The 26,565-nt window shown below is 54.6% G+C and carries 20 protein-coding genes and 1 pseudogene; 4 read left to right on the top strand and 17 right to left on the bottom strand.

Annotated features, from left to right (window positions below; genetic code table 11):
• Window positions 1-60: 60 nt before the first annotated feature.
• Both ACG98I_RS03795 and ACG98I_RS03800 read right to left on the bottom strand, forming a co-directional pair.
• Window positions 61-1,836 (bottom strand): biotin carboxylase N-terminal domain-containing protein, encoded by a 1,776-nt coding sequence (locus ACG98I_RS03795; protein ID WP_394718514.1) that lies wholly within the window; start codon window positions 1,834-1,836, stop codon window positions 61-63.
• 221 nt (window positions 1,837-2,057) lie between these two features.
• Window positions 2,058-2,927: a sulfurtransferase gene (locus ACG98I_RS03800; protein ID WP_394718516.1), complete on the bottom strand. Its 870-nt coding sequence runs from the start codon at window positions 2,925-2,927 to the stop codon at window positions 2,058-2,060.
• A gap of 363 nt (window positions 2,928-3,290) precedes the next feature.
• Here ACG98I_RS03800 and ACG98I_RS03805 point away from each other — a divergent pair, with 363 nt between their 5' ends.
• Window positions 3,291-4,358, top strand: a complete 1,068-nt coding sequence (locus tag ACG98I_RS03805; RefSeq protein WP_394718518.1) for a Cj0069 family protein — start codon at window positions 3,291-3,293, stop codon at window positions 4,356-4,358.
• A gap of 128 nt (window positions 4,359-4,486) precedes the next feature.
• Here ACG98I_RS03805 and ACG98I_RS03810 read toward each other — a convergent pair whose 3' ends face one another.
• The 4 genes from ACG98I_RS03810 to ACG98I_RS03825 form a co-directional block, all read right to left on the bottom strand.
• Window positions 4,487-6,052, bottom strand: coding sequence for a GMC family oxidoreductase (locus tag ACG98I_RS03810; protein ID WP_394718519.1), 1,566 nt, complete (start codon window positions 6,050-6,052; stop codon window positions 4,487-4,489).
• An 88-nt stretch (window positions 6,053-6,140) separates the two neighbouring features.
• Entirely contained in the window at window positions 6,141-7,622 is a 1,482-nt protein-coding gene (locus ACG98I_RS03815) for an aldehyde dehydrogenase family protein (protein WP_394718521.1), read from the bottom strand.
• Window positions 7,623-7,638: 16 nt separating this feature from the next.
• The gene (betT, locus tag ACG98I_RS03820) at window positions 7,639-9,822 is read right to left on the bottom strand and encodes a choline BCCT transporter BetT (protein WP_394718522.1); all 2,184 of its coding nucleotides are present in this window, start codon (window positions 9,820-9,822) and stop codon (window positions 7,639-7,641) included.
• 229 nt (window positions 9,823-10,051) lie between these two features.
• Window positions 10,052-11,017, bottom strand: coding sequence for a GlxA family transcriptional regulator (locus ACG98I_RS03825; RefSeq protein WP_394718524.1), 966 nt, complete (start codon window positions 11,015-11,017; stop codon window positions 10,052-10,054).
• Window positions 11,018-11,137: 120 nt separating this feature from the next.
• Between ACG98I_RS03825 and ACG98I_RS03830 the strand changes: the two genes are divergently transcribed.
• Entirely contained in the window at window positions 11,138-11,776 is a 639-nt protein-coding gene (locus tag ACG98I_RS03830) for an HD domain-containing protein (RefSeq protein ID WP_394718525.1), read from the top strand.
• A gap of 34 nt (window positions 11,777-11,810) precedes the next feature.
• Window positions 11,811-13,313, top strand: a pseudogene (locus tag ACG98I_RS03835) (succinate CoA transferase).
• Here the strand turns inward: ACG98I_RS03835 and ACG98I_RS03840 are convergent.
• The 10 genes from ACG98I_RS03840 to ACG98I_RS03885 form a co-directional block, all read right to left on the bottom strand.
• Complete coding sequence (locus ACG98I_RS03840; protein ID WP_394718527.1) at window positions 13,310-14,140, bottom strand: aldo/keto reductase; 831 nt, start codon at window positions 14,138-14,140, stop codon at window positions 13,310-13,312. The pseudogene ACG98I_RS03835 and the gene ACG98I_RS03840 overlap by 4 nt on opposite strands.
• Window positions 14,141-14,222: 82 nt before the next feature.
• Window positions 14,223-14,657 carry a DUF3151 domain-containing protein gene (locus tag ACG98I_RS03845; RefSeq protein WP_394718529.1) on the bottom strand — a complete coding sequence of 145 codons (435 nt, stop codon included), beginning with the start codon at window positions 14,655-14,657 and terminating at the stop codon, window positions 14,223-14,225.
• Between the two features lie 23 nt (window positions 14,658-14,680).
• Window positions 14,681-15,322 (bottom strand): Maf family protein, encoded by a 642-nt coding sequence (locus ACG98I_RS03850; RefSeq protein WP_394718531.1) that lies wholly within the window; start codon window positions 15,320-15,322, stop codon window positions 14,681-14,683.
• 152 nt (window positions 15,323-15,474) lie between these two features.
• Window positions 15,475-15,738, bottom strand: coding sequence for an acyl-CoA carboxylase subunit epsilon (locus ACG98I_RS03855; protein WP_394732527.1), 264 nt, complete (start codon window positions 15,736-15,738; stop codon window positions 15,475-15,477).
• A gap of 91 nt (window positions 15,739-15,829) precedes the next feature.
• On the bottom strand, window positions 15,830-17,386 hold the full coding sequence (locus ACG98I_RS03860) for an acyl-CoA carboxylase subunit beta (protein WP_394718534.1): 1,557 nt from the start codon (window positions 17,384-17,386) through the stop codon (window positions 15,830-15,832).
• 222 nt (window positions 17,387-17,608) lie between these two features.
• Window positions 17,609-19,225 (bottom strand): acyl-CoA carboxylase subunit beta, encoded by a 1,617-nt coding sequence (locus ACG98I_RS03865; RefSeq protein ID WP_394718535.1) that lies wholly within the window; start codon window positions 19,223-19,225, stop codon window positions 17,609-17,611.
• A 217-nt stretch (window positions 19,226-19,442) separates the two neighbouring features.
• Complete coding sequence (gene treS, locus ACG98I_RS03870) at window positions 19,443-21,080, bottom strand: maltose alpha-D-glucosyltransferase (RefSeq protein ID WP_394718537.1); 1,638 nt, start codon at window positions 21,078-21,080, stop codon at window positions 19,443-19,445.
• 5 nt (window positions 21,081-21,085) lie between these two features.
• On the bottom strand, window positions 21,086-21,334 hold the full coding sequence (locus ACG98I_RS03875) for a hypothetical protein (RefSeq protein WP_394718538.1): 249 nt from the start codon (window positions 21,332-21,334) through the stop codon (window positions 21,086-21,088).
• A gap of 20 nt (window positions 21,335-21,354) precedes the next feature.
• Window positions 21,355-22,191, bottom strand: a complete 837-nt coding sequence (locus tag ACG98I_RS03880; RefSeq protein ID WP_394718540.1) for a carbohydrate ABC transporter permease — start codon at window positions 22,189-22,191, stop codon at window positions 21,355-21,357.
• Window positions 22,188-23,315 carry a carbohydrate ABC transporter permease gene (locus ACG98I_RS03885; protein ID WP_394718542.1) on the bottom strand — a complete coding sequence of 376 codons (1,128 nt, stop codon included), beginning with the start codon at window positions 23,313-23,315 and terminating at the stop codon, window positions 22,188-22,190. Before ACG98I_RS03885 ends, ACG98I_RS03880 begins: the two co-directional genes overlap by 4 nt.
• Before the next feature lie 369 nt (window positions 23,316-23,684).
• On the opposite strand from ACG98I_RS03885, the gene ACG98I_RS03890 reads away from it, so the two are divergent.
• The gene (locus ACG98I_RS03890) at window positions 23,685-24,965 is read left to right on the top strand and encodes an NAD(P)/FAD-dependent oxidoreductase (RefSeq protein ID WP_394718544.1); all 1,281 of its coding nucleotides are present in this window, start codon (window positions 23,685-23,687) and stop codon (window positions 24,963-24,965) included.
• 188 nt (window positions 24,966-25,153) lie between these two features.
• On the opposite strand, the gene ACG98I_RS03895 is transcribed toward ACG98I_RS03890, so the two are convergent.
• Window positions 25,154-26,455 carry an ABC transporter substrate-binding protein gene (locus tag ACG98I_RS03895; protein ID WP_394718545.1) on the bottom strand — a complete coding sequence of 434 codons (1,302 nt, stop codon included), beginning with the start codon at window positions 26,453-26,455 and terminating at the stop codon, window positions 25,154-25,156.
• Window positions 26,456-26,565 lie beyond the last annotated feature (110 nt).

The raw sequence follows: 26,565 nt of genomic DNA on the forward strand, positions 1-26,565 counted from the left end.
ACCAACTGGTACCTGCGGCCTTTGAGGGCTCTATCGCTAGAGCGTTGAAGCCTCTTGAGCTTACTTAATCTCGAGGATTGGGTTGCCCTTGTTGATCTGGGAACCGGTCTCGACAGCCAAGTCGGAGACAATACCGGACTTGTGGGCCTTGACTGGGTTTTCCATCTTCATGGCTTCCAGAACGACGATGACGTCGCCTTCGGCAACTTCCTGGCCGTTTTCAACGTTGACCTTGATGACGGTGCCCTGCATTGGTGCAACCACTGCGTCACCGGACACGGCAGCCTTGGAGCCAGCGCCACGACGCTTCTTGGACTTCTTGCGTGGGGCAGCGCCACCGCCGACAACTAGGTTGCCAGGCAATGCGACCTCTACGCGGCGGCCATCAACTTCAACAACGTACTTCTGTGCTGGCAGCTCGTCGGACTCTTCCGCAGCTTCAGCTGGATCGACGTATGCAGGCAGCTCATTGACCCACTCTTCTTCAATCCACTTGGTGTAGACGTCGAAGCCGTCTCCATTGCCGATGAAAGCTGGGTCAGCGGTAATCGCCTGGTGGAAAGGAATAACGGTTGGAAGGCCTTCAACCTTGTACTCAGACAGCGCACGACGGGAGCGAGCCAGAGCCTCATCACGGGTCTCGCCCCAAACAATCAGCTTGCCCAGCATGGAGTCGAACTGTCCACCAATGACGGAACCCTCGCGCATACCGGAGTCAACGCGAACGCCAGGGCCGGATGGCTCGGAGTAGCGGGTTACGGTGCCTGGTGCAGGCATGAAGCCAGCAGCAGCGTCTTCACCGTTGATGCGGAACTCAAACGCGTGACCACGTGGGGTTGAGTCTTCCTTGATACGCAGTTCCTGGCCTTCAGCAATACGGAACTGCTCACGAACCAGGTCCAGACCCGTGGTTTCCTCGGTCACTGGGTGCTCAACCTGCAGACGGGTGTTGACCTCAAGGAAGGAGATGAGGCCATCGGAGCCAACCAGGTACTCAACGGTGCCGGCACCGTAGTAGCCAGCCTCGCGGCAAATACGCTTAGCGGACTCGTGGATAGAAGCACGCTGTTCATCGGTCAAGAATGGGGCAGGGGCTTCCTCAACCAGTTTCTGGAAACGACGCTGCAAGGAGCAGTCGCGGGTACCAACAACGATGACGTTGCCGTGCTGGTCCGCCAGGACCTGTGCCTCCACGTGGCGAGCCTTATCTAGGTAACGCTCAACGAAGCACTCACCACGGCCGAATGCGGTAACAGCCTCACGGGTTGCGGACTCAAAGAGCTCTGCAACCTCAGACTTTTCATATGCGACCTTCATGCCGCGACCGCCGCCGCCGAAAGCTGCCTTAATAGCGATAGGCAGACCATTTTGCTCAGCGAAAGCTTCAACCTCGGCAGCGTCCGCCACTGGGTCCTTGGTGCCAGGGGTCATTGGTGCATCGGCGCGCTCAGCGATGTGGCGTGCGGTGACCTTATCGCCTAAGTCAGCGATGGACTTCGGGGAAGGACCAATCCAGATGATGCCAGCGTCAATGACTGCTTGTGCGAACTCAGCGTTCTCAGATAAGAAACCGTAGCCCGGGTGGATAGCGTTAGCCCCGGACTTCTTCGCAGCGTCCAGGATCTTGTCAATGACAAGGTAAGACTCTGCTGAAGTTTGACCGCCAAGGGCAAATGCTTCGTCAGCCAACTGAACGAATGGAGCATCTGCGTCTGGTTCTGCGTACACAGCCACAGAGGCAATGCCCGCATCACGAGCTGCGCGAATAACGCGAACCGCGATTTCGCCGCGGTTCGCGATCAGAACCTTGGTGATCTTCTTGGATTCAACTGCCACGGCTATTTGACCTTCCTAAAAATGAATAACTTTGAACTGCAACTATTCTTGCACACAGAAACATGAGAATACCGTCATATTTTGCTTTTTCGCAACAAACAATAAAGAAAATGCCCGTACCTGCGCAAATGTCTGCGGGTGCGGGCGTGTCTTTGATCTCATCTCAAAAATCAGAGTCCTCAGCGAGGCAATTCTTGGGTGCTTCTAACTACGGGATCGGTTTATTTCTCAATTGGCATGCGGACCATATTGCCCCACTCAGCCCAAGCTCCGTCATAGTTGCGAACGTTCTCAAAACCCAAGAGGTACTTCAGTACGAACCACGTGTGCGCGCCTTGCGCACCGAGGTGTGAGTAGAGAATGACCTCAGATGCTGAACGCAGCTCGCCATAGGTAGATTCCAAATCCTTGTATGGACGGAAAGTGGCGTTCGGGTAGGTTGCTGCGGCCCACTTGATATGGGTTGCGCCAGGGATGTGGCCGTGGCGGAACGTAGTGCCATACTGGGAATCGCCGCTAGCGGAATGCGAGGTTGGCTCACCGTTGTATTCCTCAACGCTGCGGGTATCAATGAGTACGCGCTGTGGATCTTCCTGCAGCAAATCACCCACGAAAGCACGGTGCTTCTCATCCGCGCGTGGGGACTCTGGATACTCAGAAACTGGGAAGTCGGGGACCATATAAGAGGTATCGCGCTCTTCAGCCATCCAAGAATCACGGCCACCATCCAACAAACGGACGTCCTCGTGGCCATAAAGCTCAAAAATCCACAGGGCGAAAGCTGCCCACCAGTTGGACTTATCGCCATAGATGACAATCGTGTCATCAGGCTTGATGCCCTTATCGCGCATCAACGCGGCAAAGCCTGCCGAATCAATAACGTCGCGGGTGTTTTGGTCCAGCAACTCGGTGTGGAAGTTAATGCGCGTTGCGGTAGGGATGTGCCCAATGTCGTAGAGCAAAGAATCTTCATCTACCTCAATAACACGCAGACCTTTAATACCTAAGCGTGCGGATAGCCACGGCGCCGATACGAGGCGACCGGGTTGCGCGTAATCCTGAAAGGGTGGGTGCGGATCGAATTCAGTCACGTCGGCGGCCTTTCTTTATTTCGATAACTATTTATCGGTTGTAATGCGTCTCCTCAACCTTACCGTGCCATCTCATAAATGGTCACTTGAGATAGCCAAATGTGGTATTGACTACATAAAATTCTCGTCACAGTTTCACTTAGAGAATCTCACGCTCAAAATAGGTCACTTGACCTTGCATTTAAGTAATTTTATTCCGTGCAAAGACGCAGGTTACCCCCGTGAAATTAGTGCTCTTTTCAACCACGCTGAATTGGGGTGGATGCGCTATTTTTCAAGTGGGGGAACGCTTCATTTAGTCGTTTCTAGCGGTGCCCTCAATCCTCTTGTTTCTTAATTACCCATGAAAGGGGAGAGTCCTCCATGCACAAAGTAATTGTGGTCTTCGAAGTCGAAGGCGGCTCTGACAAGTATTTTGATGGTCACCGTAAAGACACTATGCCGATTGTGAATTCCATTTTGGATGCAGGCTGGCACTCTGAGGTTGTCTACTTCCGCCCAGAATGGCGCGAAGATATCTTCACCTATGTTTCTGAGAATTTTGACGCATTCATCTCCCGCGTCAATCCAGGAAATGTCCCAGGTGGCGAGAAAGGCTATTTTGAACTTCTCACACAGCTGACTGAAGCGGGCTTGGTGGGCATGTCTACGCCGGAAGAGATGATGGCCTATGGCGCGAAAGATGCCTTGGTCAAGTTTAATGACACCGACCTCGTGCCATCAGATACCGCCGCATACTATGACGTGGAAACTTTCCACGAGACCTTCCCAACCTCGCTGTCTTATGGCGAGCGCGTGTTGAAGCAGAACCGTGGATCCACGGGCACCGGCATTTGGCGTGTGCAGCTAGATGACAAAGGCCTGGCGGCATCGATTGCCCCAGGTACACCGCTGCCGCTGGATACGAAGCTGAAGTGCACCGAAGCGGTTGATAATCACACTGAAATCCATGAGTTGGGTGACTTCATGGACTTCTGTGACCGCTACATCATCGGCGATAACGGCATGCTCGTGGACATGCGTTTCATGCCTCGCATCGTCGAGGGCGAAATCCGGATCCTGCTCGTCGGTGAAGATCCAGTCTTTGTGGTGCATAAGCAGCCTGCTGAAGGCGGCGATAATTTCTCCGCAACGCTCTTCTCTGGTGCGAAGTACAGCTATGACACCCCAGAAGCGTGGCAGGATTTGGTGGATATGTTTGCTGAAGCTCGCCCCGTGATCGCTGAAAAGCTCGGCGGCGATAATATCCCGCTCATCTGGACGGCTGACTTCATGCTTGCCGATGCAAAAGATGGTTCCGACACCTATGTCCTAGGCGAAATCAACTGCTCCTGCGTGGGCTTTACTTCTGAGCTCGACATGGGCATCCAGCAGAAGGTGGCGGAAGTTGCCATCGCTCGCGTTGAGGCAAAGGCAGCTGCCGAGGCCTAATCAGCTACAAAAATTAACTCCCGAGTGCTTTCGACCATCAAGGTCTCAAGCCTTCGGGAGCTACTTCTCAAAAGTGAATGATGCACGCACTAACTTGTGCACGCAGGCTGTGCATGCACAGCCTGCGTTTAGCTTTCAGCGATGAGCTGAGCTGCGCGCTCACCAATCATCATGCAGGTGATATTTGGGTTCACAGCAACCAGCTGTGGCATGACAGAAGCATCCGCTACGCGCAGACGATTGACGCCCTTGACACGGAGTTCCGGATCCAGTGGTGACATGTCATCATCAGCAGAACCCATGCGGCAGGAGCCAGCTGGGTGGTAGACGGTGTTGTGTGTCTTGGAGACGTACTCAGCGATCTGCTCATCAGTCTGTGTCTCAGGGCCAGGGGAGAGCTCACGCTCGACGATATCGGCAAGCGCTGGCTGGGACGCAATCTTGCGGGCCAACTTGATGCCCTCAACGGCGATGCGCATGTCATAGCCTTCCTCGTCGGTGAAGTAACGAGGATCAACAGCTGGCTTATCGCGGAAATCGCTGGATCGCAGACGAACCGTACCGCGGGAACGAGCATGCGTGATATTAGGGGTCAACGCGAAAGAATTCTCCGCAGTTGGGTAGCCCTGACGCAGGGTGTGCATATCAAATGGCACAGAACCATAGTGCATCATCAGATCAGGTAGGTCGGTGTCTTCATCGATCTGGGTGAAGATACCGATTTCCCACCACTGAGTGGAGTCATCAACCATATCCACCTTGGTTTCAAAGTTGATGACTGCCTCAGGGTGGTCCTGCAAGTTGGAGCCAACACCAGGGGAATCAACGCGGACATCAACGCCGACTTCCTTCAGGTGCTCAGCTGGGCCAATGCCGGAAAGCATCAGCAGCTGCGGGGTGTTGATGGCGCCTGCGGAAATGATGACCTCGCGGTTAGCTTTCAGCTCTGCGCGGCGGCCAAAAACGTCACGCTGGTATTCAACGCCGGTGGCATTGTTGTCCTTATCGAAGACGATGCGGGAAACCCACATATCGGTGAGGACATCCAGGTTCTCACGGCCTTCGATTGGGTGGAGGTAGGACACCGAAGAGGAAGAACGAGTGCCGTCTTCCTTGGAGTTGATCTGGAAGAAGTTCGCACCGTGCTTGACGGTCTCACCCTTGTTGAATTCCTTGCGTGGAATACCTACTTCTTCACAAGCATCAAGCACAGCAACGCCGACTGGATCCTGGGCCGGAACGGACATGAGGTTAACCGGACCATCATGGCCATTCTGGTCGCCCTCGTGGTCATTGGTTTCCAGCTTCTTCAACAGTGGAAGAATATTCTCGCGGTTCCAGCCGGTAGCACCGAGCTTTTCCCACAGATCCAAGTCTTCTGCTGGGGTGTGGAATGCGATGCAAGAGTTGTGGGAGGAGCAACCACCCAGCACCTTTGCGCGGGAGTGGCGCATGAAGGAGTTGCCGTTTTCCTGCTGCTCAATTGGGTAGTCCCAGTCGAGTCCAGATTCCAGTAGTTCTGGCCAGCGATTGAGCGTCAGTACCTCATCATGCTTGGAATCATGAGGTCCAGCCTCAATGAGAGCTACGGTCACGTCTGGGTTTTCGCTCAAACGTGCAGCGAGAGCCGAGCCACTCGAGCCGCCGCCCACGATGATGTAGTCATATTCCTTCTGATTGGCCTGATCAGCCATTGATATCTCCTTGCTCAGTTTCTATCTTTGTTTTTTACTGGTGTGTCAGTTCGCGACGCACCAGCTCAGGCTTTGCACGCAGCAAGTCTTATTTGGTCTTATCTGGGAACCAACCGGTGACTGCAGGCTCGGTGTTCTGGTAGATGTGCTTTGCCTGCTGGTATTCCTCAAGACCCGATGGGCCCAGTTCGCGGCCGACACCGGACATCTTGAATCCGCCCCACTCTGCCTGTGGCATGTATGGGTGGTAGTCATTGATCCAGATGGTGCCGTGACGCAGCGCGGTGGAAACGCGATGTGCGGTGCCCTGGTTGGAGGACCACACGCCACCAGCCAGGCCGTAGTCGGTGTCATTGCCAATAGCGATGGCTTCTTCTTCAGTCTTGAAAGTCTCGACGGTAATGACGGGGCCGAAGCCTTCTTCCTGAACAGCTGGGTTGTCAGAAGCGACCTGGTCAATGACCGTTGGTGCGTAGAAGCAGCCATTTGCTAGCTCGTCGCCACCCCAGTGTCCGCCGCAGCGCAGGCGGCCGCCTGCTTCGATGCCACGATTAACGTAATCGGTGACCTTATCGCGGTGTTCCTTTGAGATCAGAGGACCAGTTTCTGCCTTTTCATCAAATGGTCCGCCCATGACGATGCCCTCGGCGCGGCGAACCAGCTCATCAACAAACTTCTCGGCAATGGATTCCTCGACAATCAGGCGGGTGCCCGCAGAGCACACCAGACCAGAATCCATGAAACCAGCGTTGAGTGCGTTATCAACTGCGGCATCGAAATCTGCATCAGCGAAGACGATGTTGGGGTTCTTGCCACCAAGCTCAAGCGCGACCTTCTTTACACCGCGCGCTGCTGATTCAGCAATCTTTTTACCGGTGGCTAGACCGCCGGTAAAGGAGATGAGATCGATCTCTGGGTGGGAGGACAGTACGGCACCAACATTTATGCCATCACCCATAACTACGTTTGCCACGCCAGCTGGAAGGCCCAGGGAATCCAGGACATCCGCAATTAGAAGGGTGGTGGATGGAGTCAGCTCCGATGGCTTAATGACAAAAGAATTACCGGTTGCCAGTGCAGGTGCAATCTTCCAAGAAGCCTGCAGCAGTGGGAAATTCCATGGCGTAATCATGCCGCAGACGCCCATTGGCTCATATTTCACGCGGGAGAGCACGGTGGGGTCTCCCGCATCAACGAGTCGGCCTGGGTTCGAGTCAGCAATCTTGCCGTAATAGCGGAAGCAGTTGGCGATATCATCCATGTCACCTTCTGCTTCAACCAGACGCTTGCCGGTATCAAGTGCTTCGGCGCGTGCGAACTCGTCCTTGCGGCGCTCAATTTCTTCAGCGACCTTAATCAGGAAATCGCCACGCTTGGCCGCAGGAACACCAGACCACACGCCTGTCTCGAAGGCTTCGCGGGCAGCCGCGATTGCCTTTTCAACATCTTCCTTGCCACCTTCAGCGACCTCGGCAACGACCTCGCCATTAGCAGGGCAGATGATAGTGCGGGTAGCTCCGGAGGTGGAGTCGACCCATTCACCATTAATGAAATGCTTGGTTAAAGACATAAAAGTCCTCACTTTCTTAGTTTGATTGAGAGTCGCTGTTGGTCTCGTCGCTGTCGACGGTACCGGTTCCGTCCCAATCGGTGGGGGCGGTGGTTTCCACGCCAGTAAAGGATGTGCCTTCTTCGCCGCCCATCTCCATATAGGTGAGGTGAGTTTCATAAGAGCTCACCACATCTTCAATGACCTGGTCCTTGGTCAGACCCATAACATTGATGCCGCGAGTACCACGAGCTGTGAAAACCTCGACGGTGAAGTAGGTTTTGTGCTCCTCGCCATCATCCGGCGCCCACGTTGGGGTGGAGTACATGACTGGAGAGAGCTGATACTTAAATTCCTCTTGTTCAGGGAAGCGAACAACAAGGTCCACGAATGGCATGTCGTCTTCGGCGTTCTCTCCCTTGGAGTGGGAGACATCCATACCCAATTCACGAAGCTCCAGCGCCACGGTTTCAACGGCCGGTATGCCGGTTTTCTCCATGAAGTGCTTTGCCTGATTAGGTCCAGGGAATGCCATTCGGCCTGCCAGTCGGTCTTGCCATGGTGCTTGCTCGGCTCCACCGGCTGTGCCGCGAGAAGCGCGGGCTACTGAATAGAGCCTGGAATCCAGACTGCGTTGTTCGGCGCGCAAGGCCTTGAGCACGCTGGCCATCAGCAGGTACATCACGACCGAGAACGGCAAGCCGATCAGCACGGCTGCGGCTTGAAGCGTATAAACACCGTCAATAAACAACATGACCAGCGTGAGCGCACCGGTGATCACTGCCCAGACAATACGCAGCCATGGTGCACCATCAGAATCCTGTAGTGATGCCTTGGAGGTCATATTCGCCATCACCAGGGAGCCGGAGTCAGCTGAGGTGATGTAGAACAGCATGCCGACGAATACAGCGACAGCGATGAGCACCATGCCGCCAGGGTATTGCGAAAGCAGGTTGAAGAAGCCCGATTCTGGCAGCTCAACAGCTTCCTGCAGGAAGGCATCATCGCCAGCGCGGAAGAAAGACAGTGCCGCGTTGCCGAAGATGGATACGAAAAGCAGGATGAAGCCGAATGGAATCAGCAGAACACCGAAGATGAACTCACGCAGAGTACGGCCCTTAGAGATACGTGCCAGGAAGAGTCCAACAAATGGTGCCCATGCCATCCACCATGCCCAGAAGAAGAGTGTCCAATCGCCCAACCACTGTTCAGCAGGGTAGGCGGCGGATCCATCGGTGTAGGCAAAGTTATTGAGCAGCATGCCGGGGAAGCGGCTGAAGAAATCGCCAACGTTTTGGACCAGCTGGCTGAGCAATTCAGCCGTCTTGCCAGTCACCAAAATCCACAGCAGCAAACCAACAGCGAGCAGAACGTTGAGTTCTGACAGTCGACGAATGCCCTTATCCACGCCGGATACCGTGGAAATGACAGTAATTAATACTGCAAGGGCGATAAGCGCTACCTGAACAGCGGCGTTGGTAGGAAGTCCAAAGAGTTCCGACAGGCCGTAGTTCAGGAAGACAACGCCGATACCCAGCGAGGTAGCGATACCGAAGATAGTGCCGAGAGTTGCGGTGACGTCGACTGCATTGCCGGCAGCGCCATGAATGCGCTTGCCGAAAATTGGCGCGAGCGCCGAGCGGATACTCAGTGGCAAGTGATAACGATATGCGAATAGTCCCAGGGCCGTGCCCATGAGTGCATACATAGCCCAACCAGGGATTCCGTAGTGGAACATGGTCCAAATTGGCGCCATGCGGGCAGCTTCATCAGAAAGCTCAACGGACTCTGGTGGGGTAAGGAAATTAGTTGCGGGACCAGCAATGGAGAAGAACATCAGGTCAACGCCGATGCCAGCCGCAAAGAGCATGGAAGCCCAAGTAAATAAGCGGTATTTAGGTCGAGAATGATCAGGTCCCAGTCGAGTGTTGCCGACGCGTGTGAGTGCGATAGCGACAACAAAGACCACGATGATTCCTGCGGTGAGGATGTAGTACCAGCCGAGGTTGGCGGCTATCCAATTCATCGACCCGAAAATTACGGCTTCAGCTTGCGCAGGGGCGAGCCACGCCCACAGTACGAAAGCGATAATTAGACCAGCGGCCGTGTAAAACACTGGTTTGTTAACAGCAGAATGTTTTTGATTTTGCTCGTCTGAAGAATCAGTGCTTTCTGGATCCTTCGAAGTGTCTCGTAGGTGAGACTTGGCAAGATTTGCCATCTTTCCTCCGTAATCCATCTACATTTAAAATACGTGCACAGAAGCCGGATCTACCGTAGGAGAATTCTGCGAGAACAGCAATTATAAGGTTCCCTTAAGCGTGCATCCAGCATTTTTAGAATGAAGCTAATACTGAAATATCAAAAACAGATGGCGATTCTCGGGCATTATTTCAAACATTGGCGTATTTCGATCGGACTATCGATTTGCGCATCGTGAGCGTTGAAATTTAGCGAAATGTTGTGCTGAACCGTGCGCGGTATTCCGAGGGCGACATCTTGAGCCGACGCCCAAATACCCGGCGGAGGTTCTCATCATTTCCAAATCCCGACCGCTGTGCAGCGGCAGTGACGCTATAACCATCCAGGATGAGTTCTTGGGCGGTATGCAGCCGCATCTTTTCAATCCATTTGGCGGGAGTAATTCCCACTTCTTTGGTGAAGAGCCTACCCAAATGGCGTGGGCTCACGGCGACAGCACGTGCCAGGGAAGTCAAGGAATGATCGCCTTGGGGATCGGCTTTGAATACCTCAATGGCATTTTTGACCACTGGGTTGATGATATTGAGTGGGATTGCGTAGCCCACGAATTGTGATTGCCCGCCGGGGCGGTGCATGAACATCACCATGTCTTGGGCAATTGACCTAGCGGCTGCCGCGCCGTGGTCTTCTTCCACCAGTGATAGTGCCAAATCAATGCCCGCGGTAATGCCGGCCGATGTAATGAAGCGACCATCATGGACGTGCAAGATATCGGGGTTGACTTTGATTTGCGGGTACCGGGTGGCCAGATCGCGAGCATTCTTCCAATGGGTGGTGGCATGACGGCCATCAAGAAGTCCCAGTTCGGCCAACACGAATGCGCCTGTGCACACGCTTGCCACGCGCCGGGCATCGCCCATGTGCGAAATCAAAATGTTAGCGGCCTCTAATAAACCTTCTGGCCAGGATTCATAGGGGAGGCGATCTGCGCCAGCGATGATGAGTGTGTCCAAGGTGGCGGCTAACTCTGGTGATGGATTTAAAGTATCCGCCACTGGAATTCCACTGGTGGATTCCACGGTTCCTCCATGCGGGGAGAAGCGCACAATCTCATAGCCGGGCGCGCGGCTTAATACCTCAGCGGGGCCTGAGACATCCATGAGGGTGACCCCATCAAAGACGAGAAATCCTACTTTGCGCATTGGGGTACTCAACGATCTTGTGTCGCTTTTTGTGGTTTATATGGCCGGATCGACATGGATTGAGTCTACGTCTTCCGGCACACTGGGGAAGTGTTAGCGAACACCCACAACTAGCTTTCTAAGGAGCATCACATGCCTGAGATAATTTCCGGTATCACGATCCCCGATTCCAAGCTGGCACAAGAAGCAACCGAACTCGTTCGTGAGCACGCCTCCGAGCTCATCTTCGACCACTCCCGCCGCGTATTCATTTTTGGTGCACTGCGCGGTGAACAAGATGGTCTGTCCTATGACCCAGAACTGCTGTACGTCGGCGCAATGTTCCACGACTTGGGCCTAACACAGAAATACCGCCGCACTGACCAGCGCTTTGAGATTGATGGCGCTGATGAAGCTCGCCGCTTCCTCGTTGAGCATGGCATCACCAAGGACGCTGCTGAAACCGTTTGGACCGCGATTGCCCTGCACACTACCCCTGAGATTCCACTACACATGGCAGCTGAGGTTGCCCTGGTGACCCGCGGCGTGGAACACGATGTGTTGGGACTCGGATACAACACCATCACAGAAGAGCAGCGCGCGGAAATCACCGCTGCGCACCCACGTCCTGATTTTAAGAACCAAATTCTGGCCGCGTTCACGGATGGCATCAAAGACCGCCCAGAAACCACCTTCGGCAATGTTAAAGCTGATGTCCTCGAGCACTTCGTCCCTGGCTTCAAACGCGGCGACTTCGTAGAGGTCATTCGCAATAACCAGTGGCCAGAATAAGCCCACCAAGAGCTAGGCAAGAAAAGCGATAGCTATGTCTGAAAGAATCGCCAGCAGTGCGCTTGCTTCAAAAGTAATGTCGGCTGATGAAGCAGCCGAGTTCATTCATCATGGTGACACCGTTGGCATGTCCGGTTTTACCGTGGCCGCCTACCCGAAGGCGCTGCCAACGGCTATTGCCAATCGCGCTAGAGAAGCGCACGAAAAAGGGCGATGAATTCACCATCAACCTGATCACTGGCGCTTCCACCGCGCCGGACTGCGATGGTGTCTTGGCGGAAGCCGACTCGATTAACTATCGCATGCCATACCAGTCTGATCCGGAAATGCGCGGCAAGATTAACTCCGCTGCGATGAAGTACCAGGACATTCATCTATCCCACTCCGGGCTACAGGTGGAACAAGGATTTTTCGGTGAGCTGGATGTCACCGTCGTTGAAGTCACTCGCATTACTGAGGAAGGCCATTTGGTTCCTTCTTCCGGGGTGGGCAATAATCTCGAGTGCATTGATTCCGCAAAGAAGTTCATCATTGAAGTGAACTCCTGGCAGTCGCTGGAGCTTGAGGGCATGGCTGATGTTTACCGCGTGCCGCGTCTACCAAACCGAACCCCAATTCCAATCAATAATGTGGGTGACCGGATTGGTGAAACCTTCATCCAGATTGATACGGAAAAGGTCGTCGCCGTGGTTGAAACGGGTGCACCGGACCGCAATAGCCCTTTCAAGCCTTTCCATGAAACCTCCAAGCAGATTGCAGGCCACTTCCTCGACTTCCTCGAAGGTGAAGTTCAAGCTGGCCGCCTGACCTATGACGGCTACATCATGCAGTCTCGTGTGGGAAATGTGCCGATTGCTGTGATGGCTGGCCTGCTGGATTCTAAGTTTGAAAACATCCAGGCCCACACGAGGCTGTTCAAGACGGCATGCTGGATCTGATTGACGCGGGCAAGATGACTGTCGCTTCAGCAACCTCTTTCGCACTCTCTCCTGAATACGCGGAGAAGATGAACCGCGAGGCATCCAAGTACCGCAGCCACCTGGTGCTGCGGCCACCACAGATTTCCAATAGCCCGGAAGTCATCCGCCGCAGGGGCCTGATTTCTTTCAATGGCATGATTGAGGCCGACATCTATGGCAATGTGAATTCCACATACGTCTCCGGCACCCGCATTATGAACGGCATTGGCGGATCGGGCGATTCCACCCGTACTGCTTTCGCTTCCACGTTTATCTCACCATCGGTGGCGAAGGGTGATGCCATTTCCTCAGCCGTTCCTTTCGCATCCCACATTGACCACACCGAACATGATGCGATGGTCATTATCACCGAATACGGCTACGCCGACCTTCGCGGTCTTGCACCACGCGAACGCGTGCCGAAGATGATTTCTAGTGCTCACCCAGAATACTGTCCACTTCTGGAGGAGTACTTCGAGCGCGCAAAGAAGAATAAGTTCCAGCACACCCCGCATGACCTACGCACTGCGCTGAGCTTTCATCAAAACTTTGATGCGACCGGCTCAATGAAGGGCTAAAACTCTTCGTAGGTCCGTGGGTCCTGGTCTTTGATGCGTCCATCGGGGCGGCCTAGGGCGCTAATGACCTGGATGTCGTCATGATCAAGGGTGATGTTGACGGCTTCCAGGTTTGATTTTTGACGTCCGGGGTTGGTGGAACGTGGAATGGGGACAATGCCGCGCGCGGCATGCCACGCTAGGGCGGCCTCGCCGCCACCAGCGCCGTGGCGCTGGCCGATTTCCTTCAGGACTGGTTCCTCCACTAGGCCGCGGCCGTTGCTGAGCGGGCTCCATGCTTCAGTGACAATGCCGCGCTCATTGTGCCACTCCACCAGGTCGACTTGTGGAAAGTAGGGGTGCAGCTCCACCTGGTTAACGGCGGGCAGCTCACCGGTTTCTTGTTCTAAGCGTTCCATGTGCTCAGGGAGGAAATTGGATACGCCGATGTGTCGGACTAGGCCGCGGTCGCGGGCATCAATGAGCGCCTGCCACGCCTCGACATAGAGATCCTGGGCAGGATTCGGCCAGTGGATCAGCAGCAGATCCAAGTAGTCAACGCTGAGGCGGAAGAGGCTTTCCTCAATGCGTGGGCGGGCTTTCTCAAACTCGTGAAAACGGCCAGGCAGCTTGGAAGTGACAATGAGCTCTTCACGGGGCACGCCTGATTTTTGGAGGGCAACGCCCACAGCGCCTTCATTTTCATAGTTGTACGCGGTATCAATGAGGCGATAGCCAGTGGAAATAGCAGAGGTCATTGCTTCTACACCGGCAGCACCATCTAAGTGGACGGTGCCAAATCCGATGGGCGGAAGCTCAATGCGTGGGTTCTGGATTGTGGAAGTCACACGCCTCAGGGTAGCCAAAGGCCTGCTCTTTATGTTCCGAAATGAATGAAAGAGCAGGCCATAGGATTAAATAAGTGAAAGTTTATTTACCATCCAAAAGGGTGGCTACGGAGTCAGGGTCGGCATCGGAAAGCATTTGGCGCAGACGGTCATACTCTTCGGTCTCACCGATTGCCTGGGACGCGTGACCCAAAGCAGCGATAGCGCGCAGCACACCCTGGTTTGGCTCATGGGAGAAAGGAACCGGCCCCCATCCCTTCCAGCCATTGCCACGCAGGCGGTCCAAGCCACGGTGGTAGCCGGTACGCGCAAATGCATAAGCAGTAATGAATTCGGATGCTTCCGCATCTTGCTTTTGTGCTTGCGCTAATTCCGCTTCAGCCAACTCAGCCCACGCGAAAGGGCTGGCAGGAAACTTCGCTGCCAACTCATGCGGGGAGTGGTTTGCGGCCTCGGCCTGAGCCGGGTCCTCGGGTAGCTTTACTGGTGGTGGGGCAAGCATGTCATTAATTTCCATGCCCACCAATCTACCTATAAGCGTTAATTGGTGACAGTTGCCAAAGAGTCATCGGTTGCAGCCGCGGTCTTCGCAGGAGGCCAGAACTCACTGACGGATAGGCCGAAGGAATACAGCGCCCGGCGCACGACAGGAAGGGAAAGGCCAATAACTGAGGAAGGATCACCTTCGATGCGGTCAATGAACCAACCGCCAATTGCCTCCAGGGTGAAAGCGCCGGCGCACTCCAGCGGCTCGCCCGTGTTGGCGTAGGCGCGGATATCTGCGGTGGTGGCCTGCGCGAAACGCACGGTGGTGCGGGAGGTTTCCACATGTTTCTGATCGCCCCACAGCACGCAGTGCCCGGTCAATAGCTCAGCAGTCTTGCCGGCCTGGCTGCGCCAACGTTCCATGGTGGCTTCGACAGTGTGTGGCTTTCCTTGCAATTCGCCATCCAGCAGCAGCATGGAATCGCCACCGATGATGACATCTTCGGGGAACTCAGGAGCGATCTTTTGTGCCTTAGCAACAGCTAGGCGGGAAACCACCTCAGCGGGTGCCGCATCATAAAGGCCATCAATGATGGCGGCTTCATCCACATGCGCAGGGCGCAGAACAGGGTCCACGCCGGCGCCGCGCAGAATAGATGCGCGCGAAGGGGATTGAGAAGCGAGAATAATTTGCATGCAGGGATTCTAGATCACATAGCAGCCATGAACATAAAAAGTAGCGGTGCTGCACACTTCACCAAGAAGGTGTGCAGCACCAAGAAAAGGAAAAAGGATAGGTACTACACCCCTAACGAGAAGGGTCCCCACCCCCGCTAGGGGAGGAAAATCTAGTAGAAACGCACGTTTCTAAACGCTGCTGGGTTGAAGTTCAGCTGCGATTTGAAACGGTCCTCTGGGCGGCCCCATAGGTTGCGCTCACCATGCTTGGATACACCAGCGCCAGCCGCATCACGGCGTGCTTGATTGGATAGCTGTGCGAAGACAGCGGTGAGAGCGGCAATCTCGCTTTCGGAAGGGTTGCCTTTAACCACGCTAAACAGTGGTGCTGAGGTGGCCTTAGTGGCGGTATCAGTGTCAGTTGAAGTGGTCATGTCTTCTCTTCCTTAACAGTCTGGGAGCACCGTGTGCTGCACTTAGAGTGCCACACAAGTAACCCGGGGTCTAGAGCTAATTAAATAATTTCTAGAGCGTGATATTTCCGTGCTTCTTCAGCGGCGAGGACACAACCTTGCGCTCAAGCAGGCGCAGGCCTTCAATGAGGTGTCCGCGGGTTGCCGCTGGGTCGATGACGCCATCCACCATGCCACGCTCTGCAGCTTGGTAGGGGCCCATAAATTTCTTGTCCAGCTCAGCATGCTGTTCTTCGGTCGCATCTGCGCCGTAGATATCTTCTGCTGCCTGGGAAGTCTGGGTGACCGCGATTTCTGCGGTTGGCCAGCTATATGCCAGGTCTACGCCTAAGTCCTTGGAACCCATGAACACATATGCGGGGCCCAGTGCCTTGCGGGTAATAACCGTCATGGTGCCCACGGTGGTTTCGGCGTAGGCATAAGCCAGCTTGGTCGAACGACGCACCAGGCCTGCTTTTTCTTCGCTTGCCGATGGCACAAAGCCCGGCGAATCTACGAAAGTCACCACTGGGGTGTTGAAGGCATCGCAGGTACGGATGAAACGGGCTGCCTTTTCAGCAGCAGCTGCATCCAAAGCACCAGCATTAACCGTGGGCTGGTTCGCCACTATGCCCACGCTGCGGCCCTCAATACGTGCAAAACCGGTCAGCACATTGGCAGCATGTGCACCGCCGAGTTCATAGAAGGTCGCTTCATCCACCACGGTGTCAATGACGGTACGCATGTCATAAGCAGTAGATGCCTCATCCGGGATGACGGACTGCAGAGTCTTATCGCGCTCAGAGATATTCTCCGCAATCGCGCCAGACATGATCTCTTCTTCGGTGCGTGGGGCTTCCGCACGGTTATTGACCGGCAGGTAGCTCAACACATCACGTGCGATACCTAATGCGGCTTCATCAGTATCAGCGATGAGCTGCGTGGTGCCATTTTCTGACGTCACTGCAGCGCCACCCAGATCAGCAACCGTGACGTCTTCACTAAAGACCTGTGCAACTGCGCTTGGGCGCGCCTGGTGCAGGGCACCGTTGGTGGTCATGATGATGACATCAGCAAAGCCTGCCGCGAAGGATGCCAGGCCTTCGGTGTCACCAACGACAACAGAAACTTGTGGGATCAAACCGGATGCTTTGGTTGCACGTGCCATGATGCGGCCGTACATACCAAGTGCGACGATGCCTTCTTGGACACGTGGTCCACGCGATGCATGGATGCCAACGATTGGTACGCCCGTCTTGATTGCGAGGTCGTAGATCTTGATGAGTTTTTCGCCGTTGACCTCACCGAGTGTGCCCTCAAAGATGGACTCGTCATAGCTAAAGACGCAGACCTTGCGGCCATCAAGAGTGCCGTAGCCGGTGATGATGCCATCAGTGAGTGGCTTATCGTGCTCACGGTTGAAGTCCACGGAGCGGTGGCGTGCTAGTGCATCAGTTTCAACGAAGGAACCGGCATCGAGCAAAACATCAATGCGCTTTCGGGCAGTGAGCTGGCTTTCTGCCTGACCTGCTGCCGCTTCCTTACCAAGGGGGTGGCGGGAATTGGAAAGACGTTGATCCAAGTCTTCGATCTTGCCGGCAGTCGTTTTCAGATCCGGTTTATTAGTCATAATCAGCTAGTTTACAACCCCATATCAGCTTCGACATAGCCAGCCGCACTCAGCGAAGGCAATACCTTGGCCAAGCGCGGCTTTTCATAGCAGAAAACTATGGGGCTATTTCTTCATTTCACTTGATGCATGCGGGGAACCGTCTTCCTGAAGAAAATACGGTTCCCGCTTCTTACGCTGCAATTCGCGTCCTCTTCATACGCTGTAAATCGCGTAGGCGATTTACAGCGGGATGTTGCCGTGCTTGCGTGCTGGACGGGCAACGTTCTTGTCGGCGTAGAGGCGGAGGTTGCGGGCAACCATTTGGCGGGTTTCGGATGGCAGGATGACTGCGTCAATCAGGCCACGTTCTGCTGCCTTGTATGGGTTGAGCATGTGGTCTTCGTATTCGCGCTCGAAGGACTTCGCCAGCTCGGCTACGTCCAGGCCCTTTTCGTGTGCCTGCTTTAGTTCCTTGCGGTAGATGAATCCGACTGCGCCGGATGCACCCATCACTGCGATCTGTGCGGTAGGCCATGCCAAGTTGACGTCAGCGCCCAGACCCTTGGAGCCCATCACGCAGTATGCGCCGCCGTAGGCCTTGCGCATGGTGACGGTGATCTTTGGAACGGTTGCTTCACCGTATGCGTAAAGCAGCTTCGCGCCGCGACGCAGAATACCGTTGTGCTCCTGGTCGATACCAGGCAGGAAGCCTGGTACGTCGACGAGCAGTACTAGTGGGATGTTGAAGGAGTCACAGGTGCGGACAAAGCGTGCTGCCTTTTCGGAGGAGTCAATGTCCAAGCAACCGGCGAAGACGGTTGGCTGGTTAGCAACGAAACCAACGGTTTGGCCCTCAATACGGCCAAATGCAATCACGACGTTTTCAGCGCGTTCAGCCTGGATTTCCATGAACTCGCCGTCATCGGTCAAAGACTCGATAACTTCGCGCACATCATAAGGCTGGGTTGGGGAGTCTGGGATGATTTCGTCGAGCTTGAGGTCGTCTTCGGTGATTTCATCGGTGAACTCGGTCAGCTCGAGTGGTGCTTGCTGGCGGTTGTTGGAAGGCAGGTAGCCAACCAGGTCATGTACCCAGTCCAGTGCTTCTTCATCAGATTCTGCGGTGTAGTGGGAGTTACCAGCGTTTTGCATGTGTGCAGATGCGCCGCCCAGTTCTTCCTGGGTGACTTCTTCGCCGGTGACGGTCTTAATCACGTCTGGGCCGGTGACGAACATCTTGGACTTCTTGTCCACCATGACCACGAAGTCAGTCAGTGCAGGGGAGTATGCGTTACCGCCGGCGCAGGCGCCCATGATGACGGAAATCTGTGGCACAACGCCAGAGGCATTGATGTTTTGGTAGAAGGTCTGTGCAATCCAGTCCAGGGAGACAGAGCCTTCCTGGATGCGTGCGCCAGCGCCTTCGTAGAGGCCGATGAGTGGGCGGCCGGTGGTAACGGCGAGTTCCATGATCTTAATCATCTTTTCGCCATAAACTTCGCCGAGTGCGCCGCCGAAGACGGTGCCGTCCTGGGAGAAGATGCAGACTTCGCGTCCGTCGATGGTGCCCCAGCCGGTAACGATACCGTCGGTGACAATCTTCTTCTTAGACATGCCGAAGTCGGTGGTGCGGTGCTTTGCCAGCATGTCGGTTTCTACGAAGGAACCTTCATCCAGCAAGTAGTCCAGGCGCTCGCGGGCGGTGAGGCGCTCCTGTGCGTGAACCTTTTCTACTGCAGGCTCACCCATAGGCAAGGTCGCTTCAGCGCGGCGACGCTTAAGCTCGGCAAGTTTGCCTGCGGTGGTGTTGTCGTCTTCCAAGCTGTCAAGATCCGTGAAAGGTGAGGAAATGGTCATGTTTCGAAATCCTAGACTCTATTGATGTCAGTTTCCACCATTGAATCCCGGTGATTTCCATCACAAAACCAATACGTGCAGGTTATAGCCCTGGGTCGGGTCGAAAAAATATGAGAATTTCCTCGCGTTTTGACGAAGGTCACTTGTTTTCAATGCCAAAACCTTAATTTTGCTCTCAGGATTGTGTGCCAATGATGCTTGGCACACGGCAGGTTCATTAGCCTGCAGAAATCCACGCAAACCCAAAGCCCGGAAGGGCATCGCCGACATGAAGCTCACTGCCATGCGCCACGGAACCGAAACTAACCTTGCCCACACCGCCAACTGCAGCCAAGGCTTGTGGAGGAAGCGCGATGGGGTGCGGAGCGAAGTTAAATAAGCAAAGCATCACATCGGAGCTCATCGCATCCGCTGGGATCAGTCGATCCTGAGCATCGAGCGTGCGCGCGACAGCCAAGAGCGATGGCTCTGCTACCGCGAAAGACTCGTAGTGGCCAATACCCAGTTCTGGGTGGGCCTTGCGTGCAGCGATGAGGGAGCGGACAAAGTTGAGGAGGGAATCCGGGTCATTTTGCTGCTCTTGTACCGATAAACCTTTGCCGCCAACAATGGGACGCTTCGGATTCTCCGATGTACTAAACCCGGCACCAGGGCTGGCATCCCACTGCATCGGCGTGCGTACCGCATAACGGTCTGGCAATGAGGGGTCATCATTCATGCCGATCTCTTCGCCGTAATACAAAAATGGAGCGCCCGGAAGGCTAAATAGCAGCGCGAACATCAGCTCAATTTTCGCGCGGTCATTATCCATCAATGGTGCTAGGCGGCGCGCGATACCTAAATGTGCTCGCATGGAATCATCCGGCAGATAGGCCGAATACATCAGCTCACGCTCCGGACCAGAGACCATCTCCAGCGTTAATTCATCATGGTTACGGAGGAAATTTCCCCATTGCGCAGTGGGCGGAAGGTGCAGGAGTTCCGGCATGATTTCATCGATCGGGCTGGCCTGGCTCGTGGCAATCGCCTGGTAGAGCCTCGGCATGAGTGGGAAATTAAACACCATGTGCACGCGGTCGCCTGCGCCAAAGAATTCGCGGGTTTGCTGTGGCGGTTGATTGGCTTCCGCAATCATGAATGCATCCGGATAGTGCTCATCTACATGGGCTCGAAGTTTGCCGATGAACTCCAGTGTCTCCGGTAGAGACTCACCGCCTTCGCCATCACGCTCATATAAATAAGGAATAGCGTCAAGGCGGAAACCATCTAGGCCTTTGTCCATCCAGAAATCAATGAGATCCAGCACTTCCTGGTGAACCGCTGGATTGTCATAGTTGAGATCCGGCTGTTCTTTGTAGAAGCGGTGGAAATAATACTGCCCGCGGACTTCATCAAAGCTCCAATTTCCGGACTCCACATCAGTGAAGATGACGCGGATTTCTGGATAACGGTTGGGGTCATCGCCCCACACATAATAATCGCCATAAGGCCCATGTGGGTCTTTACGGGATTCTTGGAACCAGTGGTGCTCCATAGATGTGTGATTAAGCGCGAGGTCCGTAATAATCTTCATGCCGCGGCTGTGGATGGCAGCGACTAAAGACTCGAAATCTTCCATCGTACCGTAGTCCGGGTGAATGCTGCGGTAGTCCGAGATGTCGTAGCCATCATCGCGTAGGGGAGATGCGTAGAAAGGTGAAAGCCACACGCAATCCACGCCGAGCCACTGCAGGTAGTCCAGCTTTTCTTCCAAGCCTTTGAGCGTGCCGATACCGTCTCCGGTCGTGTCGTTGAATACGCCTACGAGGATTTGGTAGAACACAGAATTTTCATACCAACGGCGGTGAGGTTGCATGTTCATCATGATTGCTCAGAGCTTTCTGTGTCATAGGGGCGCTGATAGCGCTGAAAGTACTTCTTCTTAGCGCGGTATATAAGCCAAGTACTTCCGATGAGCCCGGCTGCCACGAAACCTGGCCAGATTGCTGGTGATTCAGCAAAGACATTCATGATGGCCTGCAGCATCGATACCGCGGCCATGAATCCCACAAATCCGAGGGCGGTGTCCCATAGCAGTTTGGCTTGTTCGGGGTGATAGTTCGGTGGCATGTGTCGCAGGCCTCCTTAACCTAACCCTTGACGCCGCCGGCAGTCAGTCCGGCAACGATTCGGTGCTGGAAAATGAGCACCATGATGATGAGCGGAATGGTCACCAGCGCGCCGGCAGCCATGGTTGCGGCATATGGATATTCGAAGGCAGATGGGCCAGAGAATCGTGCAATTGCCACAGTCACTGGTTCGGTATCTGTGGTGGAGAGCTGACGGGCCAGCATGAACTCATTCCACGTGGTGATGAATGCGATGATCGCGGTGGTAAACAATGCTGGTGCCGCGAGCGGTAACAGGATGAGGCGGAATGCTTGAGCCTTCGTCGCGCCATCCACGCGGGCAGCTTCTTCCAGCTCCCAGGGAAGCTGACGGAAGAAGCTCACCAAGGTGTAGATGGTGAGTGGAAGCGCGAAGGAAATATTCGGGATGATCATCGCGCGGTAAGTGCCAATCCACCCCAAGTCACCAAAGAGCTGGAAGAGTGGAGTGACCAGCGCGATGCCCGGGAACATAGACGCCGCCAGGATGATGCCCGTGACAATGCCTTTGCCAGGAAAATCCATGCGTGCCAGGACATAAGCGGTAAACACGCCAATGGCAACGGCGAGTGCCGTGGTGATCAGCGAGATGATGAGCGAGTTACCAATCGCTCCGAGAAAATCATTGCCTTTATCTGTTGCCAGCGCATCACGGAAATTATCCAAGGTAACGTGCGTTGGCCACGGCGTGGTGTCAAAGGTGTGATTCGAGTCGCGCAGTGCGGTGACAACCATCCAATAAAACGGTGCCAGGCCCCAGAACATGATGAAGATAATGCCCGCGTAGTGGCCAATCAAGGACAGCTTCGACTGTTTCATGAGCGCGCCTCCTTCGCATTATCTTTTACTTCCTTAGCTGTGCTGCCACCGGCTGCGCCACCGGCTGCGCCACCGGCTGCGCCACCGCCTGTTCGGATTCCGGCGCCAACTTTCTCGGGCGGTGCCACGGCTTGGTCGACATCGGTGGCCTCGTCGCGTTTCTTAATAAGCTTGCGCTTTTGCATTCCCGTTCCGCCCGCGATGTCAGCGCCGAGGAATTTAATGAGGATGAACGCTACTGCGAAGATCAGCAGGAAGATCAGCGTTGACATAGCAGACGCCGAGTTGAAATTGCCTTGGCGCATATCTTCCACCACCAGCTGCGAGATAGTTGCAGTAGGGGAATTGGAAGAGCCGGAAATCATAATTACTGGCAGGTCGTACATGCGCAGCGCGTCCAAGGTGCGGAAGAGGATTGCAACCATCAGGGCTGGTTTGACCAGCGGAAGCGTGATGTGGATGAAGGTTTGCCAGCGGGAAGCGCCGTCAATGCGGGATGCTTCATAAACTTCCTTCGGGATCATCTGCAATCCGGCCAAGATGAGCAGCGCCATAAATGGTGCGGTCTTCCAGACATCGGCGATGATCACCGCGAGACGTGCAGCCCACGGGTCAGTGGTCCAGGCAATCTGTTGGTCAAGTAATGAATTGACGATTCCCTGTGGGGCAAACATGAATTGCCAAAGCTTCGCGGTGACTGCGGTAGGAATTGCCCAAGGAATCAGCACGGCAGCGCGTACCAGGCCGCGGCCGCGGTAATTACCATTCATGATCAGTGCCATCATCAGGCCCAGGATGGTTTCCAGAAGCACGGTCGTGACGGCGAAGAAGAGGGTGATTTTTACTGCTGGCCAGAAATCGGTGGCGATCACACCGGGTGGGCAGACAGAAACTTCACCGCTGGGGGACATACAGCGATTGGTGATCCAGTAAAGGTAGTTCTCTAGCCCGGCAAACCCGCCTTCGACGAAGGTACCTGTTTCAGGGTCCAGGCGGCGATTGCCCTGGAATGACAGCATGATGGCGCGTATGACCGGGTAGCCAATGACGATGGCCAAGGTTACTAGCGCCGGCGTAATCAATAACGCCGCTGGAAGGTACCGCTTGGCACGGGAATTTTTCACAGTAATAGTGTCATTCCTTCTTTTGCTCGTGCACTGGATATGGATGAAAGTGCGTTCAGACACTGTCAGCGAACCAGAGCGTGTTCTGCCACTTGGTTTATGTAACTAATGACACTAGCACCCGATATGGGCAAATTTAGAGTAAAGCCTGTTTGTTTTACACCCACTTATGGGATGGGTGGCCGAGGACTCTTGGTGGGAGTTACTTCCAGGGCGGTTGTTCGCACAGCGACCACACCCCGAAAGGGCTATTTTTCTTTAATGCGAGAAGCAAACTAGGAATTTAGTGACGCCTGAGGTCATAATTGTCGGAGTGAGTTCTACTTCACATTTCTATTGAGGTATTGAAAAATAATACCTCTCATTCGTATGGATACCTATCGAGGAGGATACGTGGCACGAGCGATTATCGTGGGCGCGGGCATGGTCGGTTTGGCAACTGCTTGGCACTTGCAGGAACGCGGTTATGACGTCAAAGTTGTAGACCGCGAAGGCGTCGCGGCTGGCTCATCGTGGGGCAATGCCGGATGGCTAGCTCCAGCGAAGACCATTCCATTGGCTGAAAGTGGTCTGTGGAAGCAGGGACCATCCTTGCTGCTCGATCCTGATGCAGCATTGTCCATGCCTTTCAAGGTGGATGTTCGCCTGTGGAAGTTCTTGGCACAATTTATGGCGCATGCTTCTAACTCTGCATGGGATAAGACCATGGAGAAGCTCACGCCAATCGACAAAGTCGCTCTTGCTGCTTTTGATGAACTAGAACTGGGTGGCGTGGAGGCAAAGTCCCACGAAGGTCCTTTTGTTATCGGTTTCAAATCTGAGGCTGATTCCCGCGGCTTCTTCAAGGAAATCGCCGGCGTTATCCGCTATGGCCAGGATGTGGACATCAACCGTGTCGATGATCCTCAGTCGATGGTTCCGATTCTCTCTGATGAGATTCGTGCTGTTTACCGGCTCGAAGGTCAGCGCTTCATTGAACCAGGTCCTTACGTCGAAGCGATCGCTAAAGCAGTTGAGGACCGCGGTGGGGAAGTAGTGTCCGGCAAGACCGTTGCATCCGTTGAGGGCGGAACGAAGGCCGCCGTTATCTACGATGACGGCACGCGTGAAGAAACCGATAAGGTCATTGTCGCCTCTGGTGCGTGGCTCAATGATCTGGTTCGCGATCACGGCGTGAACGTACCTGTCCAGGCTGGCCGCGGATACTCCTTCTCTGTAGAAACGCCTGAGCCCGTCAAGCATTCGGTTTACCTGCCGCAGCAGCGTATTGCGTGTACCCCTTATCAGGGCCGCTTCCGTATCGCGGGCACCATGGAATTCCGTGACCCCGATGACCCATTGATTCCACGCCGCATTGAATCCATCGTCAATAACTCCCGCGTGGCTTTCCGCGATGTGGATCTTGATGACCGCCAGGATGAGTGGGTAGGTTCCCGTCCAGTCACCCCAGACGGATTGCCTTTGATTGGTGAGACCAAGTCGAAGAATGTCTTCGTCGCTGGTGGACACGGCATGTGGGGCATTGTCTTAGGCCCCGCAACGGGTAAGTACCTAGCCGAGCTTATTGATACCGGTGTCACCAATGACATCATCAAGCCAATGAACCCGCTGCGTAAGAACCTGACTTCTGCCAACCCCTTCAAGAGGTAGTAACTACTTATGCAGTTACTACGTAGAGGGAGAAGTTACGTAGTTAGTGCCGATAGATAGGAGAAGGCGCTGCCTCCCCAGATTGTTGGGGGAGGCAGCGCCTTTGATTGTGACTACGCGAGGAAAGCCTTTCCGGCTTACCTACTTCACACATTCGTGCGTCATCGGACGTCCGAAATCCGCAAGGTTTAGGACGCGGATTCGATAGCGGCCTTCATGTCGGCGGTGGCGTCGTCGACTGACTTGCCATCGGTAAGCGCTGCGTAAGCATTATCCTGGATGGCCTTGGAAATTGCTGGGTAGAACGGGGAAACTGGTCGCGGAGATGCTGCTTCCAGAGATTCCTTCAGCGCCGGCAGGTATGGGAATTCTTCGATGAGAGCCTCATCATCGTAGATGGATGCCAGAACTGGTGGGAAGGATGCCTCTGCGAAGGAGGTCTGGTTTTCCTCATTGATGATGAACTCGATAAAGTCACGCGCGGTGGCCTTATTCTCAGAGTTCACGTTGATGCCGTTGTTGTAGCCACCGAGGGTGGAAACACCGACGCCGTCCTTAGCAACGAGTGGCTGAACCTCAACCTTGCCTGCGGTTGCTTCTGATTCCTCAGCATTGGTGTACATGTAAGGCCAGTTGATAGCGAATGCAGAGTCACCTTCGGTGAAGGTGAGGTTGGTTTCTTCCTCGGTCGCTGCGGTGGACTCAGCGGAAATGGTGCCATCCTCATATGCGTCAACGAGTGCCTGTAGGCCTTCCTTGGACTCATCGGAGTCAACGGTGACGTTTCCGTCTTCATCAAGAACCTTGCCGCCCCAGCCTTCCATGAAGCCCACGGTGTTCACGGTCAGGCCCTCGTACTGCTTGAGCTGAGTGGTCAAACACGCAGTGCCCTCTTCAAGAGCCTCACACGCGGATGCGAGCTCATCAAAGGTAGACACCTCATCTGGGGCAAGGTCAGTGTTGCGGAAGAGCAGCTGGCCATTGGTGTTTTGCGGGAGTGCGTACAAGGTGTCGTTGTAAGTCGCCGACTCAACGGTGGCTTCCAAGAGATTGGAGGTATCTACTTCCAAGTCACCCTCCAGCGGTGCCAACCACTGGTTTGCGGCGAAGTCAGCAGTCCAGATTACGTCCAGTGCCATGACGTCATAATCGGAGTTGCCAGCCTGCAAAGACTGTACGAGGGTTTCGCGCTGTGCGTCGGCTTCACCAGCGAGCTCAGAAAGGGTTACTTCCTCATCTGGGTGCTCCTCATTCCACTTCTCAATGATGGGAATGAGCTTATCGGTGTCATTTTTGCCCATGGCAAAGGTGATAGGGCCGCGACCTTCAGAATCACCATCATCGGTGGTTGCTTCATCAGAAGCAGCGTCGGTGCTGTCAGTCTCAGACTCGGAAGCAGAGTCAGAAGAACATGCGGATAGGGCCAGTGCTGCAACGGCAGTGGTGACTACAACACCAGTGCGAGTTGAGCGGAAGAGGGACTTCTTCATAATGGTTGCTACCTTTTCTGTGCGGGAGGACCAATTGGATTTACCCTAAGATATGGGCACTGTCCTGCGGTAGCTTTTGGGAAATTTCCCCCGCCACGGGGGTAGAATTC

The organism is Corynebacterium sp. L4757, assembly GCF_043673995.1.
In the GTDB taxonomy this organism is placed as follows: Bacteria; Actinomycetota; Actinomycetes; order Mycobacteriales; family Mycobacteriaceae; genus Corynebacterium.